Annotated in this window: 15 protein-coding genes and 1 riboswitch; of the genes, 7 read left to right on the top strand and 8 right to left on the bottom strand. The window is 58.5% G+C overall.

Annotation, left to right across the window (positions count from 1 at the left end):
- The first annotated feature begins 107 nt into the window (after positions 1 to 107).
- Positions 108 to 225: riboswitch (SAM riboswitch) on the top strand.
- Between the two features lie 76 nt (positions 226 to 301).
- Complete coding sequence (locus AAFM46_RS05050) at positions 302 to 1,624, top strand: bifunctional o-acetylhomoserine/o-acetylserine sulfhydrylase (RefSeq protein ID WP_283530166.1); 1,323 nt, start codon at positions 302 to 304, stop codon at positions 1,622 to 1,624.
- A gap of 9 nt (positions 1,625 to 1,633) precedes the next feature.
- A complete protein-coding gene (locus AAFM46_RS05055; protein WP_343319916.1) occupies positions 1,634 to 2,836 on the top strand; it encodes a homoserine O-acetyltransferase in 1,203 nt (400 codons plus the stop codon).
- A 21-nt stretch (positions 2,837 to 2,857) separates the two neighbouring features.
- Here AAFM46_RS05055 and AAFM46_RS05060 read toward each other — a convergent pair whose 3' ends face one another.
- Both AAFM46_RS05060 and AAFM46_RS05065 read right to left on the bottom strand, forming a co-directional pair.
- A complete protein-coding gene (locus AAFM46_RS05060; RefSeq protein WP_343319917.1) occupies positions 2,858 to 3,286 on the bottom strand; it encodes a hypothetical protein in 429 nt (142 codons plus the stop codon).
- Between the two features lie 50 nt (positions 3,287 to 3,336).
- Positions 3,337 to 4,128, bottom strand: coding sequence for an SGNH/GDSL hydrolase family protein (locus AAFM46_RS05065; RefSeq protein ID WP_343320360.1), 792 nt, complete (start codon positions 4,126 to 4,128; stop codon positions 3,337 to 3,339).
- A gap of 149 nt (positions 4,129 to 4,277) precedes the next feature.
- Between AAFM46_RS05065 and AAFM46_RS05070 the strand changes: the two genes are divergently transcribed.
- Positions 4,278 to 4,931, top strand: coding sequence for a phospholipase (locus AAFM46_RS05070; protein WP_283530160.1), 654 nt, complete (start codon positions 4,278 to 4,280; stop codon positions 4,929 to 4,931).
- Between the two features lie 37 nt (positions 4,932 to 4,968).
- Here the strand turns inward: AAFM46_RS05070 and AAFM46_RS05075 are convergent, their stop codons facing one another.
- From AAFM46_RS05075 to AAFM46_RS05085, 3 genes are all read right to left on the bottom strand, one after another.
- Positions 4,969 to 5,196 carry an RNA-binding S4 domain-containing protein gene (locus AAFM46_RS05075; protein WP_343319919.1) on the bottom strand — a complete coding sequence of 76 codons (228 nt, stop codon included), beginning with the start codon at positions 5,194 to 5,196 and terminating at the stop codon, positions 4,969 to 4,971.
- Between the two features lie 3 nt (positions 5,197 to 5,199).
- Positions 5,200 to 5,559, bottom strand: a complete 360-nt coding sequence (locus AAFM46_RS05080; RefSeq protein ID WP_343319921.1) for a hypothetical protein — start codon at positions 5,557 to 5,559, stop codon at positions 5,200 to 5,202.
- Positions 5,560 to 5,796: 237 nt separating this feature from the next.
- Complete coding sequence (locus AAFM46_RS05085) at positions 5,797 to 6,093, bottom strand: PadR family transcriptional regulator (RefSeq protein ID WP_343319923.1); 297 nt, start codon at positions 6,091 to 6,093, stop codon at positions 5,797 to 5,799.
- A gap of 77 nt (positions 6,094 to 6,170) precedes the next feature.
- Here AAFM46_RS05085 and AAFM46_RS05090 point away from each other — a divergent pair, with 77 nt between their 5' ends.
- From AAFM46_RS05090 to AAFM46_RS05105, 4 genes are all read left to right on the top strand, one after another.
- Complete coding sequence (locus AAFM46_RS05090; protein WP_343319925.1) at positions 6,171 to 7,304, top strand: beta-propeller fold lactonase family protein; 1,134 nt, start codon at positions 6,171 to 6,173, stop codon at positions 7,302 to 7,304.
- Between the two features lie 128 nt (positions 7,305 to 7,432).
- A complete protein-coding gene (locus AAFM46_RS05095) occupies positions 7,433 to 8,818 on the top strand; it encodes a glycine--tRNA ligase (RefSeq protein ID WP_283531185.1) in 1,386 nt (461 codons plus the stop codon).
- Between the two features lie 2 nt (positions 8,819 to 8,820).
- A complete protein-coding gene (locus tag AAFM46_RS05100) occupies positions 8,821 to 9,810 on the top strand; it encodes a GNAT family N-acetyltransferase (protein WP_343319927.1) in 990 nt (329 codons plus the stop codon).
- Between the two features lie 74 nt (positions 9,811 to 9,884).
- Positions 9,885 to 11,198: a YibE/F family protein gene (locus AAFM46_RS05105; protein ID WP_343319929.1), complete on the top strand. Its 1,314-nt coding sequence runs from the start codon at positions 9,885 to 9,887 to the stop codon at positions 11,196 to 11,198.
- Here the strand turns inward: AAFM46_RS05105 and AAFM46_RS05110 are convergent.
- From AAFM46_RS05110 to AAFM46_RS05120, 3 genes are read right to left on the bottom strand one after another with little or no spacing between them, the layout of a single operon-like run.
- Positions 11,136 to 12,290, bottom strand: a complete 1,155-nt coding sequence (locus tag AAFM46_RS05110; RefSeq protein ID WP_283531182.1) for an NAD(P)/FAD-dependent oxidoreductase — start codon at positions 12,288 to 12,290, stop codon at positions 11,136 to 11,138. The genes AAFM46_RS05105 and AAFM46_RS05110 overlap by 63 nt on opposite strands.
- The gene (locus AAFM46_RS05115; protein ID WP_283531181.1) at positions 12,283 to 13,077 is read right to left on the bottom strand and encodes a class I SAM-dependent methyltransferase; all 795 of its coding nucleotides are present in this window, start codon (positions 13,075 to 13,077) and stop codon (positions 12,283 to 12,285) included. The genes AAFM46_RS05110 and AAFM46_RS05115 overlap by 8 nt, the downstream gene beginning before the upstream one ends.
- A complete protein-coding gene (locus AAFM46_RS05120) occupies positions 13,070 to 14,371 on the bottom strand; it encodes a type III polyketide synthase (RefSeq protein ID WP_283531180.1) in 1,302 nt (433 codons plus the stop codon). Before AAFM46_RS05120 ends, AAFM46_RS05115 begins: the two co-directional genes overlap by 8 nt.
- Between the last annotated feature and the right edge of the window lie 148 nt (positions 14,372 to 14,519).

Below are 14,519 nucleotides of genomic sequence, written 5' to 3' on the forward strand. Positions count from 1 at the left end.
TTCAGTGAACTTCCTCTTATCGCCCAAAAATCAAGCAAATCTTCGCAAAAAGTCACAAACCGGTCATAATCTTGCGATGATGCGGGGATTCTTTCACACTGGATGTAGGTCATGAGTGTCAGCTGATAGCCCCGGCTTGCTGACCGGCAACCCTCCATCCGCGGTGGGGTGCCCCGGGTGAAGACCTGGCACCGAACCGACCGGTTTACGGTGCAAGCGCGGGCCATAGATTCCAAGGCCCTTCCGAGCCGTATGCGCCGGAGGGTTTCACGGACGGCCCCTAGTATGAAGGAACCCATCCATGAGTAACGGTTGGTCATTTGAAACTCGTCAGATCCACGTAGGTCAGCAGCCGGATGTCACAACTGGTGCACGGGCATTGCCCATCTACCAGACCACCTCGTTTGTCTTCCCGTCAGCGGAAAGTGCCGCCGCACGGTTTGCTCTGACTGAGCTGGAGCCAATTTACACTCGTATTGGCAACCCCACCACCGATGCCGTGGAGCAGCGGATTGCCAGTCTTGAGGGCGGAGTTGCGGCGCTGCTGCTGTCTTCTGGCCAGGCGGCAACCACCCTTGCCATCCTCAACGTGGCCGACGCCGGGGATCACATTGTTTCCAGCCCCAGCGTCTACGGCGGCACTTTCAACCTACTGGCCCACACGCTGAAGCGACTCGGGATCGAGGTAACCTTCGTCTCCGATCCAGACAACCTGGATGAATGGCGTTCCGCTGTGCGTCCGAACACCAAAGCATTCTTTGGTGAAACTGTCTCCAACCCCCGCCAAGACGTGCTTGATTTGGAAAACATCAGCACCATTGCCCACGAAGCAGGCGTGCCGCTGATTGTGGACAACACCTTGGCTACTCCATACCTGCTCCGACCGCTGGAATGGGGTGCCGATATTGTCATCCACTCAGCTACCAAGTACTTGGGCGGTCATGGTACTGCGATTGGCGGCGTCATTGTTGATGGCGGCACCTTTGACTTTGCCGCCAATCCTGAGAGGTTCCCGGGATTCAACACCCCGGATGAGAGCTATAACGGGCTGGTCTACGCCCGGGACCTCGGCGTGGGGTGTGCACTTGGGGCAAACCTGGCTTTCATCCTCAAGGCGCGAGTGCAACTGCTTCGCGATCTCGGTTCCGCTATCTCCCCGTTCAATGCTTTCCTCATCGCCCAAGGCATTGAGACACTGAGCCTGCGCGTTGAGCGCCATGTCAGCAACGCCGTGAGTGTTGCGCAGTGGCTTGAAAGTAATGCAAATGTTGAGGCTGTTGCCTATGCCGGCATCCCATCGAGCCCGTGGTTTGAGCGCGGACGCAAGTACGCCCCCAACGGCATCGGTGCCATCATCTCCTTTGACATCGTGGGTGGAGCGGAAGCCGGCCAGCGCTTCGTTGACGGCTTGGAACTTCACTCCCACGTTGCCAACCTTGGCGATGTCCGCTCCCTGGTTATCCACCCGGCGTCCACCACCCACGCGCAGCTTTCACCCGAGCAGCAACTTGCCGCCGGAGTGCGCCCGGGCCTGGTGCGACTGTCTGTGGGGCTGGAAAATGTTGCTGACATCATTGCCGACCTTGAGGCAGGGTTTCGCGCTGCTAAGTCTTCCGTGAGCTGAGTGAGCCATGTGAGTCACGTGATGAGAGGGGCAGGGCTGGCGAACGCAGCTCCAACAGATGCGGAAACCAGTTCAGCGGGGCGCGCCGGGAGTTCCTTCTCAGCTGCCGTTGGCCAGGGCGGAGGTGTACTGCGTTCGGTTCACATAGGCGCTCTGGCACTTGAAGCAGGGGGGGCATTACCGTCGGTAACAGTGGCCTTTGAAAGCTGGGGAACACTCAACGAAGCGGGTGATAACGCGGTACTCATCCAGCACGCACTCACGGGAAGCACCCACGTAAGCCGGGGTGACTCCGAGGAGGACGGCTGGTGGGAAGGCCTGGTTGGACCCGGTGCCGTCATTGATACGGACAAATACTTTGTTCTCTGCGCGAATATGGTGGGGGGCTGCTACGGAACCACGGGACCCTCCAGCATTGCCGGGGACGGGAAGCCCTATGGTTCCCGCTTCCCATTCATCACCATTCGGGACTCCGTCCGTGCGGAAGCCAGTTTGGCGGATAAACTCGGTGTCACTTCCTGGCATGCTGTCATTGGCGGTTCCATGGGGGGCGCCCGAGCTTTGGAGTGGGCGCTCACTTACCCCGAGCGGGTGCAGCGCTGTGCCGTGGTTGCCTCGTGCGCTGCCAGCACTGCTGAGCAAATCGCATTTGCCCAGACTCAAATTCTGGCTGTCCGCCAGGACCCGAACTTCGCCGGCGGGGACTATTACGACGGCGCGGCTCCCACCATGGGACTGGGGCTTGCCCGCCGGATCGCGCACATTACCTACCGCAGTGAAACTGAGATGGATTCGCGCTTTGGCAGAAAGGCCCAGGACGACGGCGGCACCATCAGCCACGAGCGGCTCGGAGCGCTCGCTGTGGGCAGGTACCAGATCGAAAGCTATCTGGACCACCAAGCGCATAAGTTGGCGGGCAGGTTCGATGCCAATAGTTACATCTCTATTACTGAGGCGCTCATGAGCCACGATGTAACCCGGGGTCGTGGCACACTTGCGCAGGCGCTGGCAGTCGCCGATGGAGTGGAATTTCTGGTGGCTGCTGTCAGCAGCGATCGGCTGTACTTCCCGGCCCAATCCGAATCCCTGGCGGAGGCGCTGCCAGGGGAGGTTAGCGTTCAGATGATCGATTCAGGGATCGGTCATGACGGGTTCCTCACCGAAGTGAGCGCCGTGGGGAAAATCTTGCGCAAGTCATTTTTCAAAGACTAGGACGCCAGCCAGGGAGCAACCTTAGAAGTTCCTGAAGATCGCTTCGCGATGTACGCCGTACTGTTCTGCCGTAACCTGCCCACTGCGACGAGCGGCGTCCAGGGCATCAAGCTGGCGTTTGAGCTCAACCTCTGCCTGCATGCGCTCGTTGGCGAAACCAGTTGTCTGGTGCCCATGGGTGTTGTCATAATTGCGCATCGGCACACCATTGAGCAGGGTTCCCACGTAGGGGACGTTGTTTGCCTGGTGGGCAACTCCAACACGCTGTGTTGGATGGGGCTGATTGGGATTTCCCTGATTGGCGCGCTTCTTGCGAGCTGCTGCTTTGGCAAAGGTGCTGATCAACACCCCCGCAACGATGACGAGTACAAAAAAGGGCTGAATACTAAAAGACGATGAAGAAGATGCAGCGACACTGCCAACTGCTAGTGACCCGAGCATGACTGGCACAACACACCTCTTCCTTGTGGGGTGCGAAAAATACTGCACCTGTGCCCATCTTAGTCGGGTAGTGAAGGAAAAGTTGGCTGTCCTGACAAGGTCCTATGGTTGTTCTTTAAAACTGGTCCCGGGGTGGGGCGTTTCGCGCTGATTCCATCACCGGAAGACTGATGCCGCAGGCGTCGTAACACCCAAGGGAACAGAAATTCTTTGGCCCACACGAAGTCCTCCGCTCGTGCGACCTGCCATTTTTGCTGCGGCAACGGTGTTGGCTCAAGAGGCTCCAGCGAGTGCTGGACGTTCAGTGCGGCCAAGACCATCAGGGCTATGGTGTGGTGGCCCAGCGGGGAGAAATGTAACCTGTCACCTGCCCACATTTGTGAGTCACTTAGCTGACGCAGTGACCACATGTCCGCCACGATGGCATTATGGCGCGAGGCGATTGTGCGAAGGTTCTCGTTGTAGATGGCAATTCGGCCGCGGACCATGCTCAGAACAGGTGTATCCCGAATATCGGGCCCGTTAAGCAGCAGAACTGTAGCCCCGGTTGCGGTCATCTCCTCCACTGCAACATCAAGTTGTTGCGCCAAGGCGTCGGGATCGGAGCCCGGTCGGATCAGATCGTTGCCACCGGCCGAGATGCTGATCAGATCGGGTTTAAGCGCAAGGGCCGGTTGCAATTGTTCCCCAAGAATCTGGCCCAAGAGGCGGCCTCGGATGGCAAGATTTGCGTACCCGAAGTCCTGGCAGCCACTGCTGAGTTCTTCCGCCACTCGATCAGCCCAACCTCGGTAGCCGCCGGGGCTGGTCGGTTCGGGATCGCCGATCCCTTCAGTGAAGGAGTCGCCCATGGCGACGTAGCGGGACCAGGGATGTTGCTGCGCTGAATCATTCACCTATCAATCCTGCACCGTAAACGAGCACTTTCGCCAGTCCAAAATTCCGGCCTAATTTATACTTGGTTTTTTGGACCGTGCCCGTTGCATGGAAAGATGTGGCTATGAGCGAATCCCTTACAGTCCTTTGGTCACGTCCTGAGAATGAACGCCCCGGAACGCCGCTGCTGGTGATTTTTCACGGCTATGGCGCAGATGAGGCAGACCTTTTCTCACTGGCAGCTCAACTGCCAGCAGACTTTACTGTGGCGTCCGTACGCGCACCGTTACAAGCGGGAGTAGGTTACGCCTGGTTCCCGCTGCGCAATGATTTGAGCTATTCGGTGGCGGCCGTAACAGAGGCAGCGGCCGGGGTTGAAAACTGGCTTGAGGGAATCCGGAACAACCACACCTCTGTAAGCCTGCTCGGATTTTCACAGGGCATGTGTATGGCCACCTCGCTACTGCGCCACCAGCCCGCCAACTATGCCGCGGTGGTGGGTCTGTCAGGTTTTGTAGTGGATGCCGAGGCCGACCCGTACTTTAACGACTCCGCAGTGGCTGCCCTGAAACCGGAGATCTTCTGGGGCCGGGACCAGGCCGATCCGGTGATTCCGGAGTTCGCCATCGAAGCAACCAACACATGGATGCACCAACACGTAAAGCTGACAAAAGTCCTATACACGGGTATTCTGCACGGCATCAACGCCCAAGAAATTGCCCACGTTGGCGAATTTTTGCAGTACAAGGTTCTCGATGCAAGCACTGCCACGTTATAGTCATAGCCGAACGTGGCAGTAGCCTGCCTGCGCGGGCCTATTCGCTGGTGATGCGGACCGTTTCATTGTTGATGCTCACTGTGTCGCCGGGGTGGAGCTGGCGGCCGCGGCGTTCTTCGACGTCACCGTTAACTTTCACTTGGCCGTTCTTGATGAACTCTGTTGCTTCAACGCCGTCCCCCACCAGACTAGCTAGTTTGAGCAGCTGGCCCAGGCGGATCATGTTGTCGCGGATGGGAATCTCAATGATCTCGTGTGAACTCATAGGTTAATTGTGCCGTATGGATGCCGACGTTGCTGACAGGTGTGCGGAGGGACGCCGGAATCCGGTGACCACGAGGTATACGCAGACGAGCACTGGAACGCACAAGAGAATAGCGGTTGCCCCCGGAGGAAGTCCCGGGATGACAGGCTCGGAACCGCCGTTTGTGGAGGGTGCCATGGGCCAGAGGATCAGACGTGGAAGAACCCATCCGCCAAAGACGCCGCCCGGCAGCAGAGCCGTGCCAATAACTTTTTCCCAGAGCTTCCAGCGTGTGCCCATCCAGAGTCCTGCCACTCCTGCGAACCATCCGATACCGAAGATGAAACCGCCAAAACTGAGAAGTCCGGCCGTTGTAAAATCCACAGTCTTGAGGACCTATGCGGCTCTGTGGTGATGTCCGGAGCTTCCGGACCTGCCATTTCTGACAACACATCATCAGGGTTCCCCAGCTGGGACAGAACCTCTGACACTGAACTGCCGTTTCGGGAGAGCGCGTGAATAATGTGTTCTCGAATGCCCAAGAGGATCTCTTTTGCCTGCTCGGGCGGCAGATTTACCAGCCTGCTCTCTAAGGCGCTGAGGTAGTTCTGGATTGTTGGCTCATCCATTAAGTGCTTCATCTGAGTCCTCCCGTGCCGGGTTGATTATCTGATTGACGGATTTATTGAAAACATTCCAGACACCAGTAAAAGCATGCAAAGCGTCTTTACCCTCCGGGGTCAGTGTGTAGTATCGCCGAGCTGCTCCCTGGTTGGACTCGCGCCAACTGCTTTGTACCTGCCCGTTGCGTCGTAACCGGGCCAACAGCGGATAGAGAGTGCCCTCGCTGGTGAGCAGACCGTGGATGTGGAGCCGTTCGGCGATGTCTACCCCGCAATCGATCAATGGACACCCCATGCTTTTAGGAGCTGAGAAGGCTAGCGTTGTTTTAGGGCCAAATTACTGGGCCGCAATAATCCTTGAGGAGACCTTTCATGCTTTCCGACGCTGAGCCCACCATGTCTGTTCCTACTCCTACCGAGTTAGCTATTTTTGTTAGCGGTTACACCGAGGATGGTGCTGGTCCGGGTCTGGGCTGCTTTAAGCTGATGAGCGACGGTTCGGTGGGAGAGAAGCGAAGCGAAAATCCAGCTCTGGTGAATCCTTCATTCGTCATCTTCGCGGGGGACTACTTGGTGGCAGTTCAAGAGAAAGCCGTTGGCAGCGTTGTGGTGCTTGATCCGCTGACCCTCAAGGTTGTGGGCACGGCTCCAACAGGGGGAGCGGATTCCTGCCATGCGGCGTTGATTGGTGATTTTATCTGGAGCGCCAACTACTCCTCCGGAACCGCCTCCGTACTCCCGTTGGCCGGCGTTATCCAAAATAACAGTGCCCACAGCAGCAGCGCCCCACTTCTCCTGGAGCACCCTGGAAGTGGGCCAGTTGCGGGGCGGCAAAGCCAATCTCATGCCCACCAAGTGACGCCGACCCCTTGGGGAACGGCTCTGGTTTCTGATCTTGGCGCGGACAGGGTCGATGAATACGCCCTAGCCCCTGGCGACTTTGCCCTTCTGCGATCCGCCCAATTCCCGCCAGGAACCGGTCCGCGGCATGTGGCGTTGAAGGGGGACTTTATGCTTGTCTCGGGCGAGCTGGACGGCTACCTGCACGTGTTACGGAAAACACCGAGTGGGGATGGTGACGCGGACGAATACTTCTGGCGCTGGCTCTTCAAAACAGCGCTGGCGAAAAATCCACAAGATTTAGAAAGCGCCGCTGAGTTTTATCCCTCACACATTCAGCTTTCCGACGACGGCAGCAAGCTCTATGCAGCGGTGCGGGGGCCCAACACTGTGCTTGTTTTGGATGTCAGCACACTGGAAAGTGCGGGTGCTGGTGGTGAGGTCCCCAGAGCACTTGGCGTGCTGAGTGAAGTATCAAGTGCTGGCAACTGGCCACGCCATTTCGGACTAAGCCCAGCCAAGGACGGCCGGGCGAGTAAATTGTATGTAGCGAACCAGCTCTCCAACACGGTGGCAGTCTTTGATCTGGACAAGAACGGACTACCTGGCACAGAGCCTGTACAGACACTGGATTTTGGCAGCCCGAGCTGTATTTTGATCGCCTAGAGAGAGTTTTTTGTGGGGCAGATCAGCCACTGCCGAACAGCACGAATTCTGCCCAAGCAAGCACCCGACTGTAGGGTTGTTCCCGGACGGACCGCACCCAGCGGCCTCGTAATTTTTAGGAGTAGATAGTGGCGCCCCAATCCAAGCTAGATCAGGTCATTTCCCTCGCGAAACGTCGCGGCTTTGTTTTTCAAGCCGGTGAGATTTACGGCGGCTCACGCTCCGCCTGGGATTATGGCCCCCTGGGTGTTGAGCTGAAAGAAAACATCAAGCGCGAATGGTGGCAGGCATTTGTCCGCGGTCGCGAGGACATGGTGGGTTTGGATTCTTCCATCATCTTGCCCAAGGCTGTTTGGGAAGCTTCGGGCCACGTTGCCACGTTCACCGACCCGCTGGTTGAGTGTACCCAGTGCCACAAACGCCACCGCCAAGACCACCTCATTGAGGCGTTCACGGCGAAGAAGAACCGCGAACCGGAAAACGGCATGGATGACATCGTGTGCCCCGATTGTGGCACCAAGGGACAGTGGACCGAACCGCAACTGTTCTCAGGGCTCATGAAGACCTTCTTGGGCCCGGTCGACAACGCCGCCGGCATGACATACATGCGCCCCGAGACTGCTCAGGGCATCTTTGTGAACTTCAACAACGTCCTGACCACCTCTCGCAAGAAGCCCCCGTTTGGTATTGGCCAGATCGGGAAGGCTTTCCGCAATGAGATCACGCCCGGAAACTTCATTTTCCGCACACGTGAGTTTGAGCAGATGGAAATTGAATTCTTTGTGCCCGGCGAGGACGCTGAGCAGTGGTTCAACGAGTGGGTTGAACTGTGCTGGAGCTGGTTCGTCGACCTGGGTATTGACCCTGACAACATGCGCCGCTTTGACGTCCCCGACGGTGAACGCGCCCACTACTCCGCAGCAACGATCGACTTTGAATACAAGTTTGGCTTCAAGGGCTCGGAGTGGGGCGAGCTCATGGGTGTTGCCAACCGTACAGACTACGATCTGAATTCACATACCAAGGGTTCCGGAACTGATTTGAGTTACTTCAACCAGGCCACCGGTGAGCGCTTCACACCGTACGTCATTGAGCCCTCTTTCGGTCTGACCCGTTCCATGATGGCTTTTTTGATGGATGCTTTTACCGAAGATGAGGCACCCAACGCCAAGGGTGGCGTGGACAAGCGCACGGTCCTGAAGCTGGATCCGCGACTGGCTCCCGTCAAGGCTGCGGTCCTGCCGCTGAGCCGCAACGAGGACTTGTCCCCGAAGGCCAAGGAACTCGCCAATACTTTGCGCAAGCATTGGAACATCGAGTTCGATGATGCCGGGGCAATTGGCCGCCGCTATCGCCGTCAGGATGAAATTGGAACGCCGTTCTGTATTACAGTGGATTTTGAAACTCTCGAGGACAACGCCGTAACCATCCGCGAACGCGACACCATGAGCCAGGAGCGCGTACCCCTGGATCAGGTGCAGGCGTACCTGGCAACACGACTTTTGGGTGCCTAGGCGTGGCTGAACTGACATACCGGCCCTGGCAGGATGGCGACGATCTAACGCTTCGGCAGCTGTGGGGTGACGCCGAATCCGCCCCAGCCGGGGCGTTCCGTGCCGCGCTGGCACCGGAGCAGGATAAAAACCCATGGCGACGCACCATAGTTGCCGAGGACCAGGGTATCCCTGTTGCGGCGGGCGTTGTTTATTCAACCAAGCTTCACCCGGCCCGCTTGTGGGCGTTCGTGGAAGTTGCCAAGGACCACCGCCGTGCTGGCGTGGGTGGAACTTTGCTAACCATGTTGCGCCGTGAAGTTGACGGCGCGCGTGCTGGCGGATTGGTCGGTACAGCGGCGTTGCGCACCAAAGTTGCCCCCGGCACAACCGGCGCGGGGTTTGCCGAGGCGATGGGGTTGGCTGTTCTGCAGCGAAACCGTGTGGTGGAGGTTGGCCCAGGGGCGTTGAAGCTGCCTATGTTTGGTGAGGGTACCGAGGAAGAAGCCACTGCCCGCGTGCAGGATCTGGCGACGGGTTCGGTGGAACTAACCGACATTGTGGGCCGTTACTACGAGTCCGTGAACCGTTGGGATCCCACCGGACCGCTTAGTCCAGGTGTTGTGCAGCGGATGTTCTTGGATGACCTCACAGGTGCCCATGGCGCTCTGGTGCTGCGGGCGGAGCCGGCCAGCGCCTTTGGCACCGACGTGGCGCCCAGCAAGAAGGGTAAGATCCAGGCATTTGCGCTTAGCTACTCGCAAGGCAGCATCGCTACTTCTGAAGAGGTGGCTGCTGCTGCCTCCGAGGTTTTTCTTGGTGTTGAGCCAACGCTGGAACACGAGGAGGCTGTCCAGGCCGTCTATGACCTGCTGGCCTTGATCACCCACCAATACCCCGTACTGGTGGAGCTTGACGATTCCATGGAGGCACTCTCGGCCGTGATCAACCCGATGATTGCTGTGAATGCTGCCAAGGTGCGCGGAAGCGAAACGCTGGTCCTGGGGGAGTAGCAGCCACCCAACCTCCGTTGACATTGGAGATAATGACACCTCCACCGCACCTATTGAAGGATTGCTGAGCGCCCATGGGCCATTCACACGGGCCAGTTGATGAAACGGGACTGACACGTCCGGAGCTGCGCCGCCGCAAGGCGGCGCGGCGCCGGGCCGTGGTGTTACTGAGCTGGATTTTAGGCCCCCTTGCGCTTTTGACTGCCGTTGCCATGGTCCTGATGTTCCCTGGCGCTGACACTGCGCCGCCTTCGGTGAACAGCCCTTATTCTGCCGCGCCGGGGGCCAGTATTGACTCCGGGACGGTGCAGCGCACGGCGACTGAAGACTGTGCGGTGAGCTCAAGCGGGAATCCGGGCAGTAGCTGCTTCATTGCCTACACCGTTGTGAAGGGTCTTGGCGAGGTTCCCGTGTTGGTCGGCTCCGACATTGTCCAAGCAGGTGGGGTCGATGCTGGGGACACCATCAGCTATTTGAACCTCTCCGGGTTGGCAGCTATTACCGGAGCCGATCATGTGGGGCCAACCTATGTGTTTATGGACTTTGTGCGCACAGTGCCCATGGGACTGTTGGCGCTGCTGTACGCGGTTGTGGTTGTTGCGGTGGCCAGGTGGCGCGGGTTGCGGGCCATGGTGGGGCTTGTTGGCGCGTTTGGTGTGCTGGCGTGGTTTGTTTTGCCAGCTTTAGCCCAGGGACAGTCGCCTCTTTGGGTAGCCCTGGTGGGATCCTCCGCCATCATGTTTGGTGTCCTGTATTTTGCTCATGGTTTTTCCGCCCGGACGTCCACCGCGTTATTGGGCACCCTGTTTGGTTTGGGTGTGACTGCCGGGCTGGCAGCCTGGGCAGTGGACGCTGCCGCCTTGACGGGAACTTCCGGACACAATGCGTACCAGTTGTTGAATATGACTGAAGGCATGTCCCTGTCGGGAATGATCTTGTGTGGGCTGGTCATTTCGGGTCTGGGAGTGCTCAATGACGTGACCATCACGCAGTCTTCGGCCGTCTGGGAGATGTATGAACTGGCCCCGCACACCAGCACCAGGGATTTGTTCACCTCCGCCATGCGCATTGGCCGCGATCACATTGCCTCAACCGTCTACACGATCGCCTTCGCCTACGCCGGCAGTGCGTTGCCGGTGCTGCTGATGGTCTCGCTCTACGATCAGCCGTTGCTCGGCGCCCTGACAGGTGTGGAGTTAGCGGAGGAGATCGTGCGGATTTTAGTTGGTTCCATCGGATTAGTGCTGGCCATACCGGTCACGACGGCGGTTGCGGTTGCCGTTGTGAAGGCAACGGGGCGTCCCGCGGCTATTGCGGTTGCGCCGTCAGTTCAGGCTGAAACCGTGCATGGTGAAGCGGCGAACCACCAGCTTGTGGAACATCGGTAGCCGCAGGAGCGGCTGAAGGCCGGCGTGTCGAAGATGCAGGGCCGACGGCGGCAATGGCCGACCCAGCGCCATGTTAAGCCACGCTTGCCGTCCGGCACTGCGGGCCGCGGCCAGCCGGGTCCGCTCATATTTTTGCAGTAACAATCCAGTATTTTGCCCACGCAGTGCAGCCGTAATGATGGGCGCCAGTGCGGCAGCATCCAGCCATCCCAGATTCATACCCTGACCACCTATGGGGCTGATTTCATGGGCGGCGTCACCAACCAGGGCGGCCCGGCCCGCCACCATGGAAGTAGCCAGCCGGAAGCGGACACCAAAAGCGCTGAGCATGCTGTTTGCCTGCGGATCCAACTTAACCCCGGTGCGCTTTTGGACAAGGGCTGCCAAGTCAGCCGCCGTTGCATCTTTCAATAAGGAATCGGTGTGGAGAACCCAGCGGCGCAGCCCCTCCGGAAGCGGAAAGGACTCGACGATTCCGGCAGGCTCTAAATGCAGCACAGCGGCACTGCCATCAGTCCCAGTGTCGGGAAAATCTCCCATCAAATACGTGTCCGGGTAATCACGGCCGCTAGTGGAAATGCCCAGTAGCCTCCTGACAGTCGAGTAGGCGCCGTCAGCGCCAATAACAAGTTTGGCCCGGTGTGATCTCAGCTCTTCCGCCTCGCCCTGGTGACCTGTAAGCGTGAGGAAAGTTCCGGCGTCGTACAGGGAATCCACACAAAATCCCCGCTCCAGGGCGGCCGGGTCCAGTTCCCTGACCCGTGCCTCCAACAAAGCTTCGGTGCGGGCCTGTTTCAACGTGAGTACGAACGGCCATCGCTGGGACGCCTCTCCGAAAGAAAGCCGCGCCACCTGGTGCCCGCCGCTTCGGGCAATTCCTGCCGGGATGCGCACGCCCTCGGCCAGCATTGCCGACGCCACCTGGGCCTGGTCCAAGGCGGCAAGTGCTGGCGGGTGGATGCCTATGGCCCGTGAATGCAGGCTGGGTTCGTTGCGCTGCTCCAGAATCCGCACACTATGCCCCTCCTGCAACAGCAGCACGCCCAGGTACAACCCGATGGGGCCAGCCCCCACAATCACAACATCAAACATGCGCAGCAACGGGAGAGTAAAGCATTAAAATACGGTACGGAAAAGCCGTCTTGACCCGCCATCCCGGCGGCAGGACGGCGCGCATTTCGGAACCGGTGTAACTGCGCCTAATGGAGGTCAGCCCGTCACGCCGGATGAAAGACCCGGGGAAGAACGGCAGCGTGGCTAGTGAGAAGGCTGCGTAGGCCAGTGGACTGCGGACAATGTCGCTATGGATCACCGCCTGCCTCGCCAAAACGGCAGAATCAGTCAGCAAGCCCTGCAACTCGGCTCGGGTGAGGTGGTGGATCATGTGGTTGGAAATAACGAAATCAAACACCGCACCATCAGCAACCAACTCGCTGCTGTGAACGCGCCGGAAACTCACGCTCTGGTTACCTACCGGCTCCGTATCTGCTGGCTGGTTGGCAACGTTGGCCCGGGCGAAGTCAATGGCCCGCGCGTCGGGATCGATGGCCGTGATGTGCAGCTGCAGCCCGTCGCGTGCCGCCCAACGGACAAGGGCGCCGGCAATGTCTCCGCCCCCGCAGCCAATGTCCAAAAGAGTTGTGGGGTGCCATGGTGAAAGCAGCGCTCTGATGTGTTGTTTGTAAACCCCGTGCCAGCGAGAAACAACACTATTAATCAGCGGAAACTGAGCGTAGGTGCGGGTCAGTGCACCAGGATCGCAATCAGGCTTGTCCATTTCCTCAAGTGCATGCTCGTCCCTGGCGGCTAAAAAACGGTGCTGTCGGCCAGGAATCTGCCGACTGTAAGACTGCCCAGGCTCAGGAGGGATGCTAGTCATGATTTGCCGGAACCGCTGCAGGGGCAGCGGGTGTTGAGCCTGGGGTAAACTCCGCATCCAATCCGGTTGCTTCCTCCTGAGCTGATGCCGATTGCGCGGACACCGTCTGTTCGGCAGTGTTCTGAACCATCTCAGGCTGCACCGACTCAGGTAGCACTGCCAGGCGGGGATCAACTTTGGTAAAGAGTCCCGTCTCCACTGTCAGGCCCGGGCCAAAGGCCATGCCGCAAATGGTTTCGCGCATTTGCTCGGCCGGCTGCTCCAGGATGTATTTAAGGACGAACATGACTGTTGCACTGCTCATGTTCCCATAATTTCTCAGCGTCTCCCGGGCAGGGAGCAGTTGTTCGTGCGTAAGTTCCAGTTTTGCTGCTACCTTATCCAGGATGCTTCGCCCGCCTGGGTGGATGGCCCAGTGCCTGATGCTGCTGTAAGGCAGATCGGCCAACTCCGGTGCACGGGCGAGTAAGGGTTCCAGCGCACCCACAATATGCTCGTCAATGATTTTGGGTACATAAGTATCCAACACCATTTCAAAACCGTGGTCACCAATGTTCCACGCCATCGAGTCTTCTCCCACAGGTGTCAGCACTGTCTCAAAGAAATCAAGTTCAATAACAGGCTCAGAAGACGCCAGCTCGCGAGCCGTGACAAGTGCGCCGGCGGCGCCATCGGCAAATAGTGAAGAGCCCATGATGGTGTCGGGGTCATTGGAGGTGCGCACATGCAGTGAACAGAGTTCCACCGAAACCACCAGGACCACGGCGTTGGGGTCGGCCTCGCAAAACGCCTTAGCGGCTCGCAATGCCGGGAAGGCTGCATAGCAACCCATGAAGCCTAGGTGATAACGCTGCGTTGCAGGGCTGAGCCCCAGGGCCCGCACAATCTTGTAGTCCGGGCCGGGGTTGAAGAAGCCCGTGCAAGAGACCGTCACGACGTGGGTGATCTCTGCTGCGGAAATTTCAGGGCAGGCTGCAACAGTTTTCTGTGCTGCCTCAATGAACAGGGCCGTAGCTTGTTCCGCGAAGAGGTCATTGCGAGCCTTGGTGCCCGGGTTGAGCAACAGGCCAGTCTCGCCGTCGTAAAACATTGGATCAGGGCCGTGGGAATCCAAGCTCATCTCAGCCACCGCCGTATGGCGGGTGTCAATGGCTGCCGAATCAAAACATGTTCGCACCAAACGTTGACCTAGCCTTGTCAACCCCGGTTGGTTGGCGAAGACGTCCCGGGCCTGCTCCTGGATCAGGATGGTGGGCGGAACAGCAATTTCAAGGGACCTCAAGGTGACCGTCATAGTCCATTCTTATGGTTTGAGAGCACAGAACACAATGCCGGTTCGGCGGTGCACCCAGTGATTCGTGGTTCACCATCCCTGTGGCCTAGAATTGCAAGGACGCCCGGATTTCTCCTGAAACTCTTTCAAGGGCGCGCGCTACGCCCAA

Source organism: Arthrobacter sp. TMP15, from assembly GCF_039529835.1.
Taxonomy (GTDB): Bacteria; Actinomycetota; Actinomycetes; order Actinomycetales; family Micrococcaceae; genus Specibacter.

Coding starts and splice junctions, on each gene's coding strand:
- AAFM46_RS05050 (WP_283530166.1), top strand. CDS start 302: ATGAGTAACGGTTGGTCATTTGAAACTCGTCAGATCCACGTAGGTCAG.
- AAFM46_RS05065 (WP_343320360.1), bottom strand. CDS start 4,128: ATGGGCGACTCCTTCACTGAAGGGATCGGCGATCCCGAACCGACCAGC.
- AAFM46_RS05070 (WP_283530160.1), top strand. CDS start 4,278: ATGAGCGAATCCCTTACAGTCCTTTGGTCACGTCCTGAGAATGAACGC.
- AAFM46_RS05075 (WP_343319919.1), bottom strand. CDS start 5,196: ATGAGTTCACACGAGATCATTGAGATTCCCATCCGCGACAACATGATC.
- AAFM46_RS05085 (WP_343319923.1), bottom strand. CDS start 6,093: ATGGGGTGTCCATTGATCGATTGCGGGGTAGACATCGCCGAACGGCTC.
- AAFM46_RS05090 (WP_343319925.1), top strand. CDS start 6,171: ATGCTTTCCGACGCTGAGCCCACCATGTCTGTTCCTACTCCTACCGAG.
- AAFM46_RS05105 (WP_343319929.1), top strand. CDS start 9,885: ATGGGCCATTCACACGGGCCAGTTGATGAAACGGGACTGACACGTCCG.
- AAFM46_RS05110 (WP_283531182.1), bottom strand. CDS start 12,290: ATGTTTGATGTTGTGATTGTGGGGGCTGGCCCCATCGGGTTGTACCTG.
- AAFM46_RS05115 (WP_283531181.1), bottom strand. CDS start 13,077: ATGACTAGCATCCCTCCTGAGCCTGGGCAGTCTTACAGTCGGCAGATT.
- AAFM46_RS05120 (WP_283531180.1), bottom strand. CDS start 14,371: ATGACGGTCACCTTGAGGTCCCTTGAAATTGCTGTTCCGCCCACCATC.